The organism is Eggerthella sp. AM16-19, from assembly GCF_003474385.1.
GTDB lineage: Bacteria > Actinomycetota > Coriobacteriia > Coriobacteriales > Eggerthellaceae > Senegalimassilia.
In genome coordinates this window covers 24,922-41,085 of the sequence record NZ_QUCY01000009.1, presented here as the reverse complement: position 1 = coordinate 41,085, position 16,164 = coordinate 24,922, and the positions used below count along the sequence as shown (strand labels likewise).

14 protein-coding genes are annotated in these 16,164 nt (G+C 58.8%); 2 read left to right on the top strand and 12 right to left on the bottom strand.

Annotated elements, in window-relative coordinates; genetic code table 11:
* Positions 1-38 precede the first annotated feature (38 nt).
* Both DW178_RS04840 and DW178_RS04835 read right to left on the bottom strand, forming a co-directional pair.
* Positions 39-644, bottom strand: a complete 606-nt coding sequence (locus DW178_RS04840) for a histidine phosphatase family protein (RefSeq protein ID WP_118349977.1) — start codon at positions 642-644, stop codon at positions 39-41.
* 48 nt (positions 645-692) lie between these two features.
* Positions 693-1,205 carry a nitroreductase family protein gene (locus tag DW178_RS04835; protein ID WP_118349976.1) on the bottom strand — a complete coding sequence of 171 codons (513 nt, stop codon included), beginning with the start codon at positions 1,203-1,205 and terminating at the stop codon, positions 693-695.
* Positions 1,206-1,318: 113 nt separating this feature from the next.
* Here DW178_RS04835 and DW178_RS04830 point away from each other — a divergent pair, with 113 nt between their 5' ends.
* Together DW178_RS04830 and DW178_RS04825 are read left to right on the top strand one after the other, a co-directional pair.
* Entirely contained in the window at positions 1,319-1,642 is a 324-nt protein-coding gene (locus DW178_RS04830; protein ID WP_118349975.1) for a winged helix-turn-helix transcriptional regulator, read from the top strand.
* Positions 1,643-1,985: 343 nt separating this feature from the next.
* Positions 1,986-3,710: a UvrD-helicase domain-containing protein gene (locus DW178_RS04825; RefSeq protein ID WP_118349974.1), complete on the top strand. Its 1,725-nt coding sequence runs from the start codon at positions 1,986-1,988 to the stop codon at positions 3,708-3,710.
* 118 nt (positions 3,711-3,828) lie between these two features.
* On the opposite strand, the gene DW178_RS04820 is transcribed toward DW178_RS04825, so the two are convergent.
* The 10 genes from DW178_RS04820 to DW178_RS04775 form a co-directional block, all read right to left on the bottom strand.
* A complete protein-coding gene (locus DW178_RS04820; RefSeq protein WP_118349973.1) occupies positions 3,829-4,182 on the bottom strand; it encodes a helix-turn-helix domain-containing protein in 354 nt (117 codons plus the stop codon).
* A 209-nt stretch (positions 4,183-4,391) separates the two neighbouring features.
* Positions 4,392-5,078, bottom strand: a complete 687-nt coding sequence (locus DW178_RS04815; RefSeq protein ID WP_158574064.1) for a class B sortase — start codon at positions 5,076-5,078, stop codon at positions 4,392-4,394.
* Positions 5,079-5,183: 105 nt separating this feature from the next.
* Positions 5,184-8,945 carry a VaFE repeat-containing surface-anchored protein gene (locus DW178_RS04810; RefSeq protein ID WP_118349971.1) on the bottom strand — a complete coding sequence of 1,254 codons (3,762 nt, stop codon included), beginning with the start codon at positions 8,943-8,945 and terminating at the stop codon, positions 5,184-5,186.
* A gap of 10 nt (positions 8,946-8,955) precedes the next feature.
* Positions 8,956-9,420, bottom strand: a complete 465-nt coding sequence (locus DW178_RS04805; RefSeq protein WP_118349970.1) for a DNA gyrase — start codon at positions 9,418-9,420, stop codon at positions 8,956-8,958.
* 108 nt (positions 9,421-9,528) lie between these two features.
* Positions 9,529-10,533, bottom strand: a complete 1,005-nt coding sequence (locus tag DW178_RS04800) for a VirB6/TrbL-like conjugal transfer protein, CD1112 family (protein ID WP_118349968.1) — start codon at positions 10,531-10,533, stop codon at positions 9,529-9,531.
* A 5-nt stretch (positions 10,534-10,538) separates the two neighbouring features.
* Positions 10,539-11,279: a hypothetical protein gene (locus DW178_RS04795; RefSeq protein WP_118349966.1), complete on the bottom strand. Its 741-nt coding sequence runs from the start codon at positions 11,277-11,279 to the stop codon at positions 10,539-10,541.
* A gap of 13 nt (positions 11,280-11,292) precedes the next feature.
* A complete protein-coding gene (locus DW178_RS04790) occupies positions 11,293-12,939 on the bottom strand; it encodes an NlpC/P60 family protein (protein WP_118349964.1) in 1,647 nt (548 codons plus the stop codon).
* Complete coding sequence (locus tag DW178_RS04785) at positions 12,940-15,360, bottom strand: VirB4-like conjugal transfer ATPase, CD1110 family (RefSeq protein ID WP_118349962.1); 2,421 nt, start codon at positions 15,358-15,360, stop codon at positions 12,940-12,942.
* Positions 15,361-15,442: 82 nt separating this feature from the next.
* On the bottom strand, positions 15,443-15,901 hold the full coding sequence (locus DW178_RS04780) for a PrgI family protein (protein ID WP_118349960.1): 459 nt from the start codon (positions 15,899-15,901) through the stop codon (positions 15,443-15,445).
* Positions 15,902-15,915: 14 nt separating this feature from the next.
* Positions 15,916-16,131, bottom strand: coding sequence for a hypothetical protein (locus DW178_RS04775; RefSeq protein WP_079535874.1), 216 nt, complete (start codon positions 16,129-16,131; stop codon positions 15,916-15,918).
* Positions 16,132-16,164 lie beyond the last annotated feature (33 nt).

Here is a 16,164-nt window from a genome sequence, read left to right as displayed (position 1 = left end):
TTCAAGAGGCAATGAGCATTTTGGAACGCCCCTTTTGCTCACTCAATACACAACTTCACGAATGAGCCATTGTCTATCTTGCCTAGCGCATCCAGTCTTTCTGGCTCGATGACGAACAGCATCGTTTTAATAAGGAAGGCATGGGTCACGACCAATATGTTCGAGTCGCTCCCATGTAGCTCAGCGGCATCTTTCAGGAACCCCATTGCCCTATTGGCTATTGATTGAAACGATTCGGCAGTGCGGGTTTCGTCATGCGCCCTTAACGCCTCGGCGATCTCCGGCAGTCTTCGGTTCATGTCGTCCATAGAGTTCGGAGGTCCGATCCATTCCGAAACCCGTCTTGCGAATACGTCGTTGGATTCGGCCTCCATCGAGCCCAAGCACCATTCCCTCAGGCGGGCGTCTTCGACGACGGGGCAAAACCCCTGACCAGCAGCTTCAAGGCAAATCCGTGCCGTCTGGACCGCCCGCATAGTGTCGCTTGCATAAGCGGCATGCAGCGGAACAGTTTTGAGCGAGCTGCCTAAGCCCGCTGCGGCATCTTCGCCTTCCGTAGTTAATGGAGAGTCACACCAACCTTGCGCTCTTCCAAGCACGTTCAGCAACGTCTGTCCATGTCGCGCGACATAGAATGTGGCCATGATCACCTACCTATTTGCTGGATGCATTATTCTATGCCAAGAAAACGCCTAATGGCATGCCAGAAGCTCTCCAACAGGTATTCTCTCGGTCGCGTGTCGGTCGGGAGATTTTGCGGGCTCGTCACTGTAGCCGATGGCAAGCACGTTTATCGGCTCAAAGGTTTCGGGAAGGCCGAACTCGTGGGCGACGACTTCGGGGTCGAACCAGCATATCCACACGCTCCCAAGCCCGAGGCTTGTTGCCTCCATCATCATGTGGTCGGTGGCGATTGACGCATCGATGTCAACAGTGCTCTTGCCGTCAGCTGGGCGCTTCCAAGCTTTCGCGTGGTCCGCGCACACGATGATGGCGAGAGGCGCGCTGTAGACATTTGCCGCACGGCTGAGCTTTTCCATTCCCTCCGCGTTGTCGATGACGACAAGGCGTGTCGGCTGTAGGTTGGCAGCCGACGGGGCCACCCGCGCTGCTTCCAAGATGCAGGCGACCTTCTCCTCTTCTACAGGCGTTTTCTTATATGACCGTACCGAATACCGTTTCTTTGCTAGATCTAGGAAATCCATGGAAAGCTCCTCTCTTCGACAGGTTTCTGCATCCAAGGATAGCTTCCGATTTCACGTTGGGAAGAATGTACTATTTGGGTATATACTTCCCAAATAGATAGTAAGGAGGATGCATGGGCGTTCATGCGAAGCGGGAGTTCAACTGCCCGGTGGATGCGACCATCTCGCTCATCGGCGGGAAGTACAAGGCCGTGATACTCTGGCACCTCAAGGGGAACACGCTGAGATACAGCGAGCTGCATCGGCGCATCCCGAAGGCGACCGACAAGATGCTGGCTCAGCAGCTTCGCGAGCTTGAGCAAGACGGCCTCATAAAGCGTGTGGTCTACCCCGTTGTACCGCCGAAGACCGAATACTCCCTCACGCCGGAAGGCGAGACGCTCTATCCAGTGCTTGATGCCATGTGCGATTGGGGCGCGAAGCACATGGATCAATGAGTCAAGAGAACCGACCCCTTGACTCCTGATTCTTTGCATTAATATCTGTTCAATGAAATGTTTTCCGATTCGGGCAGTTTCGCGCTTCGATTGAATTAACCAGCACGGCGGCAAATACCTACATCGAGAGATGCTTTTTAGCATCCGAAGCACCGCTTCTCTTCTTGCATCTTAATTATACCGTGATTTATCCCCGAAAAAACAGGCTGCATTTTTCGAGATTGCTTGTATATCCTCGACGATGGTCTTTTATTCGCCGATGGGTTTTTCTTTCGTTTAAACGAAAGCTTTTGGGCCAAGAGCGCATACGAGGCCGATTTGTCGTTCGTGCGAGAGGAGAGCAATGGTGCGTTCAAGCGATCCCGTATTCGATTCCGAGCAGAAGCACTTGAGGGAGGTGCATTCCGATCTCTCGAAGACCAATGAGGCAATTACGCATAGGATCGAAAAGATCGAATCCAATGCGAGGTCAGATAGGTCTTCCATGATGGAAGACATCAGGCCAGATTTCACCGACGCATCGGCCACCATTGAGACGCTTGCCGCATACGAGGCCGCCAACTCCATAATCAAGCAACATGAAAACGAACGGCGGATAAACATCGAAAAAGCCAAAGCCATTTCCCTTCTGCTGAAAAGGCCATACTTCGCGAAGCTGATCTTGCGGTTTCCCAACCGAAGCAAGCCTCGGGAGATATATCTTGGAGCCGTCGGCTTTTCGGACAAGGAGAAAGGGCAGCTGGTCTACGACTGGAGATCTCCCGTTGCCGAGGTGTATTACAGCCAGTCGCAGGGAAGGGTTTCCTATGAGGCCAACGGGAAGACGATCGAGGCGGATCTTGACCTTCGGCGGCAATTCAAGATAGACGGCAGCGAGCTCATCGCGTACTTCGACACAGACATCGCCTTGCAGGATGACCTGCTCATTGAGTCGTTGTCACGGGCCCGCTCTTCGCGCATGGAAGAAATCACGGCGACAATCCAGAAGGAGCAGAACGCGATCGTGCGCGCTCCCGACGCGTCTGCGATCCTGGTGTCGGGCGTTGCCGGCAGCGGAAAGACCTCGGTTATGCTTCAACGCTTGGCGTACCTGTTCTTCCAGAACCGCGGCAGCCTGAAACCAGAGAACGTGGTGCTTATAACACCGAATGTCATGTTTCAGGAATACATCGAGAACGTGCTCCCGGAGCTTGGCGAGAAGAACCCGCGCATGCATACGTGGAATAGCTTGAAGGAAGAGATATCGGGGCTTTCGGCAGTCGAAGGCGCATCGCTTATGCCTGACGAGATGCTTGATCTTGTCAAGAGCGAGTTGGGAAAGGAGGAACCGGCCGAGGCGTGCCTGGAAGCCGAGAACATAAGGTACGTGCTCATAGACGAGGTTCAAGATTACACCCTTGAACAGCTTAACGTCATCGCCTCGTACTATTGTCGCGCTCGCTTTCTGCTCTTAGGGGATCCGAATCAGGCTCTTTCCGAAGGATTGGCTTCCTTCGATGAGATACGGGAACTGTTCGCAAAGCACAAGGGGTCAGTCAGCGAGGCGCATCTCGCTATAAGCTATCGGTCAACAGTGGAGATTACGCGACTGTTCGCATCATTTGCCGATCTCAACGAACATCTTCGCATCGAATCGATCCAAAGAAATGGCTCTGAGCCACGAATCTTGGAATGCAAGGATAACGACTCCTACAGAGAAGCACTCGCATCTGAGATCGAGAGAATCGTTGCGGGTGAATACGCCACAGAGTCAGCGGCTATCATCACGCTTCAAACAGAAGAATTGGAGCGCGTCCAGTTGAAAATTGCTGAGTATCGCGAATACGCAAGCGTGAAGCCTTTGGATGATATCAGGGTACTGACGCTTGAAGAGGCTAAAGGGCTCGAATTCGACCATGTGATTTTAGTCGACGTCTCGAAGACGGCTCTTGGTGAAACAGATTTGTGGAGAAGGCGGCTTTACACCGCAATATCGCGTGCAACCAAGTCATTCGTAGCGCTGAGTCGAGGCCCTGTGTCGCCACTTCTTGCACAACAGCAATGTGCTCTCTGCTCATTCGAGAGTTAGGTTGCAAAGCTTTTTTCGGCTTTGTATTCAGTAGGGCTGTTTGCGCGCTCCATCGCATTGTCATGAAATCATCTTGAACGTTGACGTGCGCTCCGATGACATCTCGATTCAGTTGATTCTAATATGAGCGGGGATGAAGCGTGACCTTGGCATCGAGCTGCCACGCATCGCTCAGCGACATCCCATGAACGCGTCGGAAGGCCTTCGAGAACGCCCTCGGTGACTCGTAGCCATAGCGCAGGGCGATGTCGATCACCTTCTCGTGGGTTCCGAGAAGGTCCTGGGCGACACGAGTCATGGCACGACATCGGACGTATTCCGAGAGCGTGATTTCCGCAAGACAGGGAAACATCCGCTTCAGCTGGTAAGCAGAGCAAGCTGCAATGCGGGCTGCCTCGTCCGTATCGAGAGTTCCGTCCAGATGGTCCTCGATGTACGCAAGCGCGTCGTTCAGGTGTTCCAGTTGGTTCAATTCGCGCTTCCTTACGAAATGTAAAATACAAAGAAAAAGAGCTGCCGTCCTCGTAGTAAAGGTGCAAGTTCTGCATAGTCGTATTTTGCCATCTCCATATGCCGTCTTGGTCTGACATATGGAGATGGCGCGGGACGGGATGACGGGATGCAAAGGAGTCAAGGGACGTTCTAGGCCGGGCAGGATTGGAGTAGAGGTCGTGCTCGTCGTCAACGTGCTACGCTAGATGTGCATGCGTAAACAACGGTTCTGCTGTTCCAGGTTTGATAAGAGCAGGTTGCGAATGCGAAGAGTTGTCCATCGCTGCTTGCTTCTGCTAGCTTTAGATCCACTGATTTAAGAAGAGATGCAACCTCCGTTTCTTGGTCTATTACAAGGCTCTCCTGGCTAGCGCTCACGATATTCACCGCAATGGGCTTGAGATTAAGAATCTCCCCTGAGCGTTTGTAGACGATGATTTCATCATGCTCTTGCGCATAACCTTCATCTATGAAGCTCGCGAAGCCTGCGAACACGGAACCATCGGACATGTGGTGGCCGTAGACCATGACGAAGCGAGAATCTATCGAGCATTCGCAGTCAATGTAAGGCGTGCCGTATGCCCCCTCGCCGAACACGTCTTTGTAGAGGTATGCGTCCGGAGAGTTGGGAGATGCTTGGACGATGGGCTCGTCTATGCTCGTGCCAGGCACCTCGACCCAAGCGACTACCTCTTTCGGGAGATTATCCCAATCAATCTGTCTTTCCAGGTCACTTTGACCATCCAGGCTTTCCATCATCTCAGCCAGTTCTGTCCAATCTTCCTCTGGTGAGCATAGTGCGGTGACAACAAGCGCTGTGAGTATGGCGATGACGATTACACTCGTGGCCTTCGCCGCCTTTCGTATTCTCTCCATCTTTTGCTCCTTGTATCGAAAAAGGGTGGGACGCATGTCGAGCGCCCCACCCTGTCGCTCAATTGCCATCAGCTATTGCTTCTCTGCACGGGCAAAGAGTCGGATTTAATCCTCGTCGGCTCCAGCCAATACTCCCTCTTCCATCTCGGCGATGGCGTCGGTCTGCTTGCGGGAGCGGCGTACAAAGGCGTAGGTCGCACCTGCGATGCCGCAGAGCAGGATCACTGCGACACTGGCCGTGACGGGATCGACCTCGGCTAAAGCGCCGGTCTTCGGGTATCCCTTGCCTGGGTTTTCGGGTTCGGTGAGGGGTTCAGGGAAGCTCACTGTCTGCCCCTCGTCCTCGATGTCCTCATGCGTTGCGATGATATTCTCTTCCGCATCGGAGAGCTTCTCGAAGAACACAATGTCGTGCCCCGTTAACTCGCGCGAATCAGTCTCAACCTCTACGTCGATGGTGCCATCGAGCGTTTCGGGCACGAACTCGGTCGTTCCCACGATGGGCAGGCCGTCATCGCCCGTAAGCGGGTTTCCGGTAGCCTTGTCCATGAGCATGGTGAACAGCTTGTAGGAGCTGCCCGGCGCGAGTCCGGTGTAGGCAACCGCGTCGATGAGCTTCACGCGCTCACCGATGGTGCCAACATTCGTGCCGGTCTCGGCATCGCGCGCATTGGTGGCGATGTCCACGATGGCGACCGCTTGTTCCACGTCGTCGATGTCCGCGTGCACCATGTACTCCGCGCCACCGAACTCCATGGTCTCAAATGCGACGAGCGACTTGCCTGCGAGATTCACTCCCGCGAAGGTGAAGGTCACGTCTACCGTGCCGCAGGATTCCTCTGCGGTGAAGGTGGTGGACGCCGTGATCTCGTCGCCCTCGTCATCGAGCGCGGGCTCGCCGGTGGCCTTGTCCATGAGGGTTCCGCTCACGGTGTACTCATTGCCGGGGATGAGGCCGGTGTATTCGATGGTGTCCACGATAGTGAGCTCATCGCGCGCCTGGCCCTCGTGCGTCCCGCTCTCTGAGTCGGTCGCTGTGGTCTTCATGGTCTTGGGCATGTTCTCAAGCGTGAACTCGTGTTGGGCGGCCATGGCGCCAGTCTCGTCCCACTCGATCATGCCCTGGTCGTTGACTACAAAGTCGGTCACGGTCGGCTTGCCCTCGTCGTCGAGGTCTGCGATAACGTAGCCTTCAGGTGCTTCGACCTCTTGGATGTGGTAGGTTCCGTGCTTCGCGTAGGCGAGGGATATGACGCCGTTCTCGTCGGTGGCCATCTCCTCGTCGAAGGCGCCCTCGTCGTTCCAGACGTGGAACTTGGCACCTGCTACTGCCTTCTCAGGGTCGAGCGCGTCCATCTTCTTGATCGAAGGGGTCGTGGGCTCGTCGGTCACGGCCTCCTCGTGGTCATACAACGCCACGTCCTGCCCCGCGTATTCGAGCGTGACAGTCTTCTCGGCAATGTCGAGCGCGTAGCCGTCTTTTGCCTTGGCCTCGTATACCGTGTAGGTGCCGAGGTAGAGCTCAGGCGTCGTCGCCTTGCCGTCCTCGCCCGTTGTGAGCGTTGCCACGATCTCGCCCTCATGGGCGCGTATCGTGCCGTCAGGCGTCTGGATCGTCTCTGCCGCCTTCACGATGTAGACGGATTCATCGACCGGATCTCCCGTTAACGCATCAGTCTTCGCCACGGTGATGGTCGCCTTCTGGGGCATGTTCGAAAACTCGATCACGAGTGGGTCGTCCCAGCCGTTGTAGTCGGCGTCCACATGGAAGGCCTTGCCCTCAAGCTCCTTCACGTAACCGTAGGGCGCCTCTACCTCTTTGAGCGTGTAGTCGCCCTCTTCCAACAGCATCGGAAGCGTGAGCTCCCCGCGCTCGTTGGCCGTCCAGGTGTCGATGGTATCGGTTGCGGGGTAGTGGGAGGTATAGGTGACGAGGTTGCCGCTCGCGTCCTCAAGCTGGAAGCTCACGGGAAGCGGGACCTGCCTGCCGGTCTCGGTGTCGACCTTGACCACCTTGAGAGGGGTCTGCGGGATGTGGTCGTTCACGAGCTGCGGCGGGTCGTATTGCCCCTCCTCGCGGATCGTGGTTTTCCAGTCCTCCACGGGAAGGAGCGTCTTTCCCCACTTGGCCTTGAAGGCGTCTGCTACGTCTTGCGGAATCACCTCATGGATGCGGTAGGTGCCGTACGCAAGCGCGCCTGTCCAGTCGGAAGGCTTGCTCCAGCCGTTTACGTTGGCGTTGTCGTCTTTCGTGGTGGCAAGTCCGTTCTCATTGACGGTGATGGTGCACACGCGGTTGCCGGGTTCGACGAGCTTGCCCGACTCGGGCGAGAGCACGGCGCTCTCCGAGTCGTTGTAGAGCTCGAACTTGACCCCTGGGACGAGCACGCGCACGACCTCCTGTGGCATGTCGCCGCTAGGAGAGTCGTAGATTTCCACGGGCACTTCCTTCACGAGGCGGAAGTCGCCGCGTTTCACAGTGTCGGGCACCTTGGGCGAGTTGTAGGTGTAGACGGACTCGCCGACCGCGCCGCCTTGCGTGATCCGCACGCAGAACACCTTCGGATCCCTGCCGTGCCCATCGTCGAGGTTGTAGCCCTGGGGCGCGCGGGTCTCCTGGATCAGCACCGTTCCCAGGGGAATCGATGCGTCGCCGTTGGTTTGGTAGTAGAGGGGATCTCCCGAGTGCTTGTACTCGTCAGCCAGGTAGGCGAATCCATCGGCATCCGTCTCGAACACCCAGGTGCGCGCAGGCGCGCCGGACGCCTCGGCCGATGCCGCGTCGGCGTAGTCGCCCGCGTAGTAGCGGGCGGTGAAGAGTGCGCCTTCGAGCGTCGCATCGCCTTCGGGCTCGCTCTCGTTGGTATCGGCGTCAACCTTGCCGACGAGCATGCCCACGGGGTCTGACTGCGGGATGTCGGATACGGTCTTGCCGTTCACCCGCGTGGTCTCGTCCGACCTCACCTCGACCGGATACACGGTCGGGTCGAGCGCATGCCCCGGTGCCTGCTTGGTCTCCTTTACCCAGTAGCTGCCCGGCTCAAGCTCCTCCAATATGCCGTAGCCGTCCCTGTCGGTTGTGATGGAGCCCGCGACATCCGTGAGCCCCGAGTTGCTGTACACGGTGTAGACCGCGCCTTCCACGGAGTAGAGCGGATTACCCTCGCACATCTCCTCGTTGGCGGTGACCTTCTTAAGGTCGATCTTTCCGTAGGGAGTGTACTTGAACGAGAGGATCAGCTGGTTTCCCGCGCCCGTGTAGAGCATGAAAGCCTCGAAGTTCGAGGGAACCTCGCCCTGCATGCGCGAGATCTTTCGACCAGTCGCATCGTCGTTGCACATCGTGCCCGACGAGTCGAAGCCGATGACGTAGTAGCGGCACCACTCCTTGAAGGACTCGTTACATCCGTAGAGCGCGTAGCTGCCATTGCTGGAGAACGTGTCCGAGAGCAGGATGTGCGCGAGCGCCGCATAGCGCGCATCCGTCATGGCCGTACCGTCATACCACGTGCCTGGCCAGAGACTCGCATCGAACCCCGGACTCCCATAGCTGAACCAGAGGTCCGCTATGGTCTCCGCATCGCGCCCCGAGGTCGAGTTGATGGCGCTCTTGGTGTAGGTGCCTGCAGGTGGCGTTGCCGCAGAGGGGTTCCCGCAATAGGCCATCTCTCCGTCGGCGTACATCCATGTGGTCGTGTAGCCCGCATAAGGAATCTTGCCCCCGATGCTCAACGAGGCGGTCTCTGCGGCGAATGCGCTTTGCCCCGAGACCGCAAGAGAGCCTATGACCGAGCTCAGGGCGATAAGCGCTGCGAGCAGGCAGCGCAGGGCCTTCGAGCCGGAAGCGCCAATCGTTGTAACTTCCATGTCGCACCGCCTATCGGGAGACGGGCTCGGCCTGTCGGGCCTCGCGGGTCTGGTTGGCCGATGCCTCACGGGCCTCCTTGGCCTTGTCGTCGAGCGATGCGAGGTAGGCCGCCCTTCCCTTGTCGATGCCCTCCTTGAGCGCAGCGGGCATCACCTTGATGACCTCGCGCACCTGCTTGCCATCCTCGTCGAGGGTGGGGCTGCCGTCCGGCTCAAGCACGCTCTTCTTCAGCCATACCTCCTTCTCGGTCAGAAGGGGGATGTCTCGGTAGTTCTCGCCCTTGAATCGGGACGGGTTCACGAAGAGGGGGCTGAACTGGCTGTAGCTCACATCCTGTCCGTTGACCACGGTGCCCTTGGGCAGCGTCACCGAGTTGAAGGTCTTGGTCTCGCCGGTCTTCCTGTCCTCGTACTCGATGCCCTCGTGCACGAAGTTCTTGTGCAGGGTGATGTAGACGTTTTTCTTGTCGTCCATTTTGCTTTCTCCTTTGCGTCTTGTGTCTTCTTGGGGTCGATTGGTGGAATGCCCCTGTGGGTGCCTCGTCAGCCCATAGGCACCACCTCCTCTCTTGCTGGCATGCACCTAGAACCCGCTCACGATGTCTCGTGCCCAGGCTCCGCTCTTCACGAGCGACAGCACGAGCAGGATGCACATGGCGAGGTACTGGAGCGCGTAGGTGAGTCCGTTGGCGATCGCGTCTATGGGCGTTCCGGTTCCCGGGTTCACGGCGACGATGCCGCCCAGGATCACGGGGAAGCTGATGAGCAGGATCAGGATGATGAGGCCTGCTATGCATACGGCCCCGAAGCTCTTCAGGTACCCGAGCCCGATTTGGCGCGTCTGGTCGAATCCGAGGAACGCCAGCGGTATCGGGGAGAAAGCCGCCATGACGTAGAGCTGTATCGCTCGCGCCCAGCAGACGACGAGCGCCACGATGTATGCGACGAGCACGACGAGCCAGCTGATGACCGCGACGACGAGCAGCGCGAGCAGTGCTGAGAGATCGTCATCGCCCGTTACGATGGATACCGCCGTCATGTCCAGCGCGCCGCCAGTGCCGAAAAGTCCCTCCACACGGTCTATCGCAAGGCCTATGACCTCGTAGATGGCCGCCATGAGGTCGAAGGAGTGCTGGATCAGGAAAAGGAATACCGCGAAGAACACGAGGAGGAACACCACTTCCTTCACGCCCGGGAAGGATTGGTTGCCGTCCATGCGCTGTGATATCTCGATGAGCTTCAAGGTGAAGACGAGCCCGAGCACGCCGCAACCGATGGGCAGCACCGCGACCTGCCAGACACCGCGCGCGATGGCGTACATGGAGACATCTCCCGCGCTTGCGAGCATGGTCTCGAACGGTGCCGATAGCACGCCGTTAGCGCCAAGCGAGCGCATCACGTCGGTCTGAGCCGCAAAGATCCAGTTGCACCAGTCGCGGAGCACTCCGCAAAGCCATGCATTGATGTCGTCCGCAATCGAGCCCCAAGCGAACTGCGAGGGAATGAACAGCGTGGCGAGAAGCGCGAATGTAGCAGCGAACGCCACTATGAATCGTCTGTTTGAGACGAGGCTTTTGACTTTGCCCATCCTTATCAGAGCGCCTCGATTGTGCCGTCGGATGAGCGCGTGACCGAGATCATGGTAGATGCCCCATCGTCGAGCGTGAAAGTTGTCGTAGCCGCGTTGTTGGCATAATCTATCCACGCCTCCGCATCCCAGATGGCACGGGTCGCACTCGGGGACACGGCAGCTGCACGCGTCGAAACAGCGGCCTCGATCTTCGCGGCATCGATCCCCATAGCCTCTTCGAGCTTGGAAGTGACGCCGGTGAAGTGAAGCGACCTGTCCCCGACCTGTACCTGCCTGTATGCGCAGGCGAGGGCGTCCGATCGAAGCACGGTGTCCGCGCCCTCGCTGCTCACGGAGACGAGAATGGGGTTCGCGGCATCGGTCATCGACTTCGAGGCGAGCACGGTGGCCTCTATGCCGGATGAGAGCGGCTCCTCGCTGTCAAGTGTCCAGTAGGTCACCTCCGTGCTGCCGTCCTTGGTCTCGACGAAAGCTCCCTTGACGATGGACAGCGAGCGCGTTGCGTCGTCCACGCCCACCCACGAGGTTCCGATGAGCGATTCGATGTCAGAGTTCGCTTCGCCGTTTGCAGCGTCGGTCTCGGACTGAGGGTTTTCAACTGCTGCCTCCTCTGCCGATTCGACAGCAGCTCGACCTTCAATCGTCCCGTTTTGGACGATCGTGCATCTGGCTACGCCCGAGCCCACGAGGAGCACTGCTGCCACGATAGCCGCAGCGAGCATGATCTTGTTCTTTCTGGTCATGTTTCCGTCCTTCCTATCTGATCTTGATGGCGCTCGCGAAGTGCGACGCGCCGCTTGCAATCGTGCAGGCCGCACCCGAATGCGGCTCATGAATGTAGCGATCGTCCCCGATGTAGATGGCCACGTGCCCGGGCCTCCAGAGGATGTCGCCGGGCGAAGCCTCAGACACCGGCACTTTTCTCCCGAATGCGGCCTGATCTTCGGAGTTTCGTGGGATGGCGATGCCCGCCTGTCGGTAGCAGTACTGTGTGAGTCCCGAGCAGTCGAGGCCCACGCCTGGCGTGTTGCCGCCCCACACGTAGGGCACGCCGAGCTGACTGTAGGCGGCGGCGATGATCGCGTCGGCCGAGAGCGCCCCGCTCTCAAGGTCCTCGACCGTCATCGAGTCGAAGCGGCGCAGGTTGTAGGTATCCATGGCGGACTTGAGTGAGTCCACATAGGCCGAGCTCGTTGCCCATCCCGCATCCTTGAGACCCTCCGCCATCTTGTCAGAGGAGTGCTCTGCGATGGCCTGTTTGATGAGGGAGTTGTTGCGGTAGTGGGATGCCTGCAGGAACACGCGGCTTCGGAAGCGAATGCACTCCACATCCCCCTTGAACACCGTGAAATACGCCGTGATGGTCGTGAATGTGCCAGGTGTGTACTCCTCCTGCGTGCTCCATCCCGCCTTTCCGACGACTTCCGGAGCCGAGGCGAAAGACGACGCCCATTTCATCCCGAACAGGTTGTGGTCGCGCGTGGCGAGCTGACTCATGGAATCTCCCTGTCCCGACTCGCAGATGATCTGCGCGATGGTGCACCCGGCGGGATGCCCGTACTCCTGCTGGCAGCGGACGGCCTCTTCGACCATCTCGTAGGTGATGTAGGGGGGAAGCCCCTCCATGGAGCGTTTCTTGTCCTCTGCGTCCCAGAACCCGAACAAGGCCGAGATTATCTGGCCTATGACGAGCGCAACTAGCACGAAGGCGATGACCCCGCAGAGCACCCCACCGCCTGCCGCAAGCCCGCTTCCGCCGACCGTGCCAGCGAGGGCCGCGTTGCCGGACGACGAGGCAGCCGTCTTCGCGGCGGTTCCCGCCGCCTGGGCGGCGTGGCTCGCTTGCGCCTGGCTGACTCCTCGGGCGCTTGTTGTCTTCGCCTTCTTCGCGCCCTGCGCGCTCGTGCTCTTGGTGGCCTTTGCGTTCGCGCTCGATCCCTTGTAGCCGCCCGATGCGGAGTGGGCTCCTTTTGCTTTCCTGTCCCGCACGGTAGCAATCGCTCGCTTGGTGCCCTGCCCGGCGTCATAGGCGCTACCCGCGCCCTCGAACTCGTCAGTGTCGTCGAGCTCGGAGATGGCCTCGCGCTCCAGGAACTGGCGAACCTTGAGCCGCTCGCTCGGGGCGTTTGCCTTCTCGGTTCCCGCAGATGCATCCCCGGCACCCGATGCGCCATCAGAATCGGCATTCACCGCACCCACACCTTGCGACTTGCGCATGCGTTCCTTGGAAGGGCTTGCATTGTGCGTTGTCCTCTTGCCGAGCGCGGATTCCTTCTCGCTTAGGGCAGAGAGGCTTTGGCTCTCGTCGTCCTTCACGATCCCCGCGCTCACAGCATCGAGCTTATCGGCGGTGACGATGTCCGCGATCGAGGCGCTCGTGTTGTCGAGGCTTCTCGGGTCCATCTAGCCCTGGCTCCTCTTCGCGTTCTTCTCGAAGGCATGGGCTCGCTTCAGTTGCGCGATCTCCTCGGGCTTGGTGTTCCAGAGGTCGTAGAGCGCGCCCTTGGGGAAGTCGTCCCGGATGGGCACGCGTGCCCCTCCCGCGACGAGTAGGCCCTCTCCGGCCTTGATGGACTCGTCGATGTACTCGCGCTCGGCACCGGAGAGCGAGAGCATCTCCGACCACGCGGCGAGGTCCTGGCTCGCCTGCTTGTGGAGCAGCATGAAGTCCGAGTTCAGGACCATGGTGCGGGCGCGCTCGTGAGTGAGCATGTGCGAGGTGTTCTGGGAGATGCCGGTGCAAATCAAGTTAAACTTCCTTCCTTCCGCCCAGAACTTCGCGAAGTAATCGATGATGGTGGGGTGGCCGAAGAGCGACTGGACCTCATCGATGTAGAGCCAGGTGGTAACGCCCCGATCGAAGTTTGCATACATCCGGTTGCGCACGGCCTCTAACGCGATGAGCATGCCGAACACGCGCATGTTGGTGGAGAGGTCGTGAAGGTCTATGTTGGTGATGCGGTTGTCGAAGCCGACGTTGGACTGTCGGTTGAAGAACGACAGCGCACCGGTGACGTATCGCTCGTAGCGAAGAGCTATGTCGCGCGCCTCCGCCTCAGGCTGCTCGACGAGTATCTCGTGGAAATCGGAAAGCGTCGGCATTCCCTCGCCACGCGAGCATCTCGCGTAGGCCGCCTCGACGCATCTTGTGATGATCGACTTGTCCGCCTCGGGAAGGCCTTCGGAGGACTCCGCCATCATCGCGCTCGAAAGGGCCAGGAAGGCATCGATCTTGAAGGCGAGCTGCGCGGCGTCGGCGCGCCCCTCCACATCGGCCAAATCGAAGGGGTTGAGCGCGGTGTCCGCATCGGGCGCGAGCCGGACGTTCACGCCGCCGAGGGCCTCGATGAGATTTCCGTACTCGCCAGCGGGGTCGAAGATGATGATCTCGTCCTCCGGATAGGCGAGCACTGTATTGGTGATCTCGCGTTTCACAGAGAAGGACTTCCCGGAACCGGGCTTGCCGCAGACGAACCCCATGGGACTTGCGAGCTTCTTGCGGTTGCAGATAACGAGGTTGCCCGACTGCTTCGACTGCCCGTAATAGCCCCCGCCCTCCTGGTTGAGCTCTAACGATGCGAAGGGCATCTGCATGGCTATCTGGCCTGTAGTGAGGTAGCGGGTGACATCGACGTGGTTCATGCCGAGCGGCAACACCGAGTTCAGAGCCTGGCGCTGGCGGTAGTAGAGCGGCTCGATGCCGAGCGAGTTTCCCTGCCCGACGGAGATGATCTGCTCGACCTGGCGCTCAAGCGCATCAACAGTATCGGCGTAGGTGTAGATGAGGCCGGTGTAGGTGAAGAGGCGCTCGTTCTTGTTTCGAAGGAAGTCGAGGAGCTCCTCCGCCTCCTCCTTGGAGTAGCGCAGCTCCGGAGGCAGGATCGTATAGTCGTAGCCCTTCTTCATGGCGCTCATCTGCTCGTCGATTATCTCCTTGTCCATCCAGTCGAGCTGTCGCTTCACGAGCGCGAGGGCGTCCGATTGCGCGATGGGCTGGATGTGCAGGTTCACCGACAGGGGCATGGGAAGGTCGATGATGTTCGCTAGGTAGTAGTCCTCAAGCATCGATCCGAACGTGCGGATGGAGAGCACGCAGCCGTACATTTCGTCGATCCTGAAGATGTCTGAGCGTCCGCTGGGCTTGAAGTCCACGAGCGCGGGGGCGATCAGGTCGCGTGTCCTCGTGTTCGAGCAGGGATTCACCTTGTCCCATGTGAACGTGAACGCTGCCTTCGGACGAAGCTGGGAGCGGATCGCGCTCAAGCGCTCGATGCCGTTTAGGGCATGCGCCTCGCAGCGGATGCGCGAGAGCGTGTCGATTACGTCGCCCTTGATGCGGGAGAGCTTCGGCACGGCCTCCCATACGTCGCTTGCACCGACCATATAAGTGAGATAGCGATGGCGCGTGAGGTTGGAGACGCCCTCTCGCATCTTGTCGTTCAAGATCTGGTTGTATTCCTTGGCGTACTTCTCCGTGTCGGGGTCGGACGCCTTGAAGAAGCGCTTCTTTCCGATCTCCTCTTCAGGGATGGGGACGTTCGCAATGGTGAGCTGCACGCACGAGTCCGCGCCGAAGTAGTTATAGAGCGAGGAGAGCACCGTGAAGATGTTCTGCTGGTTCTCGCGACGTGCCGACTGGTAGGAGATGTCCGAGAACTCGATCGTCTGCGAGAAGAGCCCTTCCTCGACCTGCGCGATGCCGTCCTTGTAGACGGCGTCGTAGCCGATGAAGGAAGCTATGTCGCCCGCTGATGCCCTTGCCTTCTTCTGGCGTTTCAGCTTCTCCTCATGAGCCTTCTTCGAACGATCGGACTTTGAGGACATGCCAGTGAGTTGCCGCAAGAGGCTCGATTGAGAGCCGCCCCGCTCTCGCTCAGCTCTGATTCGGGCCTTTGCGATCTTCTTCTCATCCTTTAGCCTCTTCTTGTCCCCTTGCATCTCTTTCCTTGACTTCTTCGTATTCTCTGGTTGGCTCATTGGCCTCCGCTCCTTTGCGTCTGGACATCCTCTTCGCCCTGCGGCTTGGCGCTCCGCGCTCGATGAGCGTCAGATGCTTCGGTGCCAGGCTTTCGTAGAGGAGCCTTTGGTCTTTCATGTGGTGTGAAAACAGAAGGGGTGCGAACTTCTCCGCGCGCATCCCGAAGGGACGCCAGAAACCGGCGAGCCAGAACGGGATCGATGCGCACATGACGGGGAAAGCGGCGTCGGCGACCTCAATGCCGATCCAGAAATGGCATATCGCTGCCACGAGGATCGCCGATCCGAAGCCTCCCGCCACGCAGACGAGCGTGCGAAAGGAGAGCTTCCCGACGATCTTCTCCTCGTATTCGCCGATGTCCTTCTGAATGGGGATCTGTAGCGACATGGCTCACCGCCTCACTAGGCAGGGAGCCAGGACGTGTCGAGCATCCCGAAGTAGACTGCTGCGGCGATGATGATCGCGCCGCCAGCTATAGTGGATATGGCGGAGGCAATCTGTGAGCCTCCCTGCTGCTCCCTGATGGCGAGTCCGAGCGACACCGCGCCCCAGACGACCAGAAAGCCGCCGAGGAAGGTGACGCAGCCAGAGACAAGGCTGATGATGTTTGCGAGCATTTGCCCTCCTTTGCCGTCTTTCGCGCTGCCGCC

What these genes read in the sequence shown, in the direction of transcription:
- DW178_RS04800 (WP_118349968.1), bottom strand. Translation starts at nt 10,533, where the DNA reads ATGGGCAAAGTCAAAAGCCTCGTCTCAAACAGACGATTCATAGTGGCG.
- DW178_RS04835 (WP_118349976.1), bottom strand. Translation starts at nt 1,205, where the DNA reads ATGGATTTCCTAGATCTAGCAAAGAAACGGTATTCGGTACGGTCATAT.
- DW178_RS04840 (WP_118349977.1), bottom strand. Translation starts at nt 644, where the DNA reads ATGGCCACATTCTATGTCGCGCGACATGGACAGACGTTGCTGAACGTG.
- DW178_RS04775 (WP_079535874.1), bottom strand. Translation starts at nt 16,131, where the DNA reads ATGCTCGCAAACATCATCAGCCTTGTCTCTGGCTGCGTCACCTTCCTC.
- DW178_RS04815 (WP_158574064.1), bottom strand. Translation starts at nt 5,078, where the DNA reads ATGGAGAGAATACGAAAGGCGGCGAAGGCCACGAGTGTAATCGTCATC.
- DW178_RS04830 (WP_118349975.1), top strand. Translation starts at nt 1,319, where the DNA reads ATGGGCGTTCATGCGAAGCGGGAGTTCAACTGCCCGGTGGATGCGACC.
- DW178_RS04795 (WP_118349966.1), bottom strand. Translation starts at nt 11,279, where the DNA reads ATGACCAGAAAGAACAAGATCATGCTCGCTGCGGCTATCGTGGCAGCA.
- DW178_RS04790 (WP_118349964.1), bottom strand. Translation starts at nt 12,939, where the DNA reads ATGGACCCGAGAAGCCTCGACAACACGAGCGCCTCGATCGCGGACATC.
- DW178_RS04825 (WP_118349974.1), top strand. Translation starts at nt 1,986, where the DNA reads ATGGTGCGTTCAAGCGATCCCGTATTCGATTCCGAGCAGAAGCACTTG.
- DW178_RS04780 (WP_118349960.1), bottom strand. Translation starts at nt 15,901, where the DNA reads ATGTCGCTACAGATCCCCATTCAGAAGGACATCGGCGAATACGAGGAG.
- DW178_RS04785 (WP_118349962.1), bottom strand. Translation starts at nt 15,360, where the DNA reads ATGTCCTCAAAGTCCGATCGTTCGAAGAAGGCTCATGAGGAGAAGCTG.
- DW178_RS04810 (WP_118349971.1), bottom strand. Translation starts at nt 8,945, where the DNA reads ATGGAAGTTACAACGATTGGCGCTTCCGGCTCGAAGGCCCTGCGCTGC.
- DW178_RS04805 (WP_118349970.1), bottom strand. Translation starts at nt 9,420, where the DNA reads ATGGACGACAAGAAAAACGTCTACATCACCCTGCACAAGAACTTCGTG.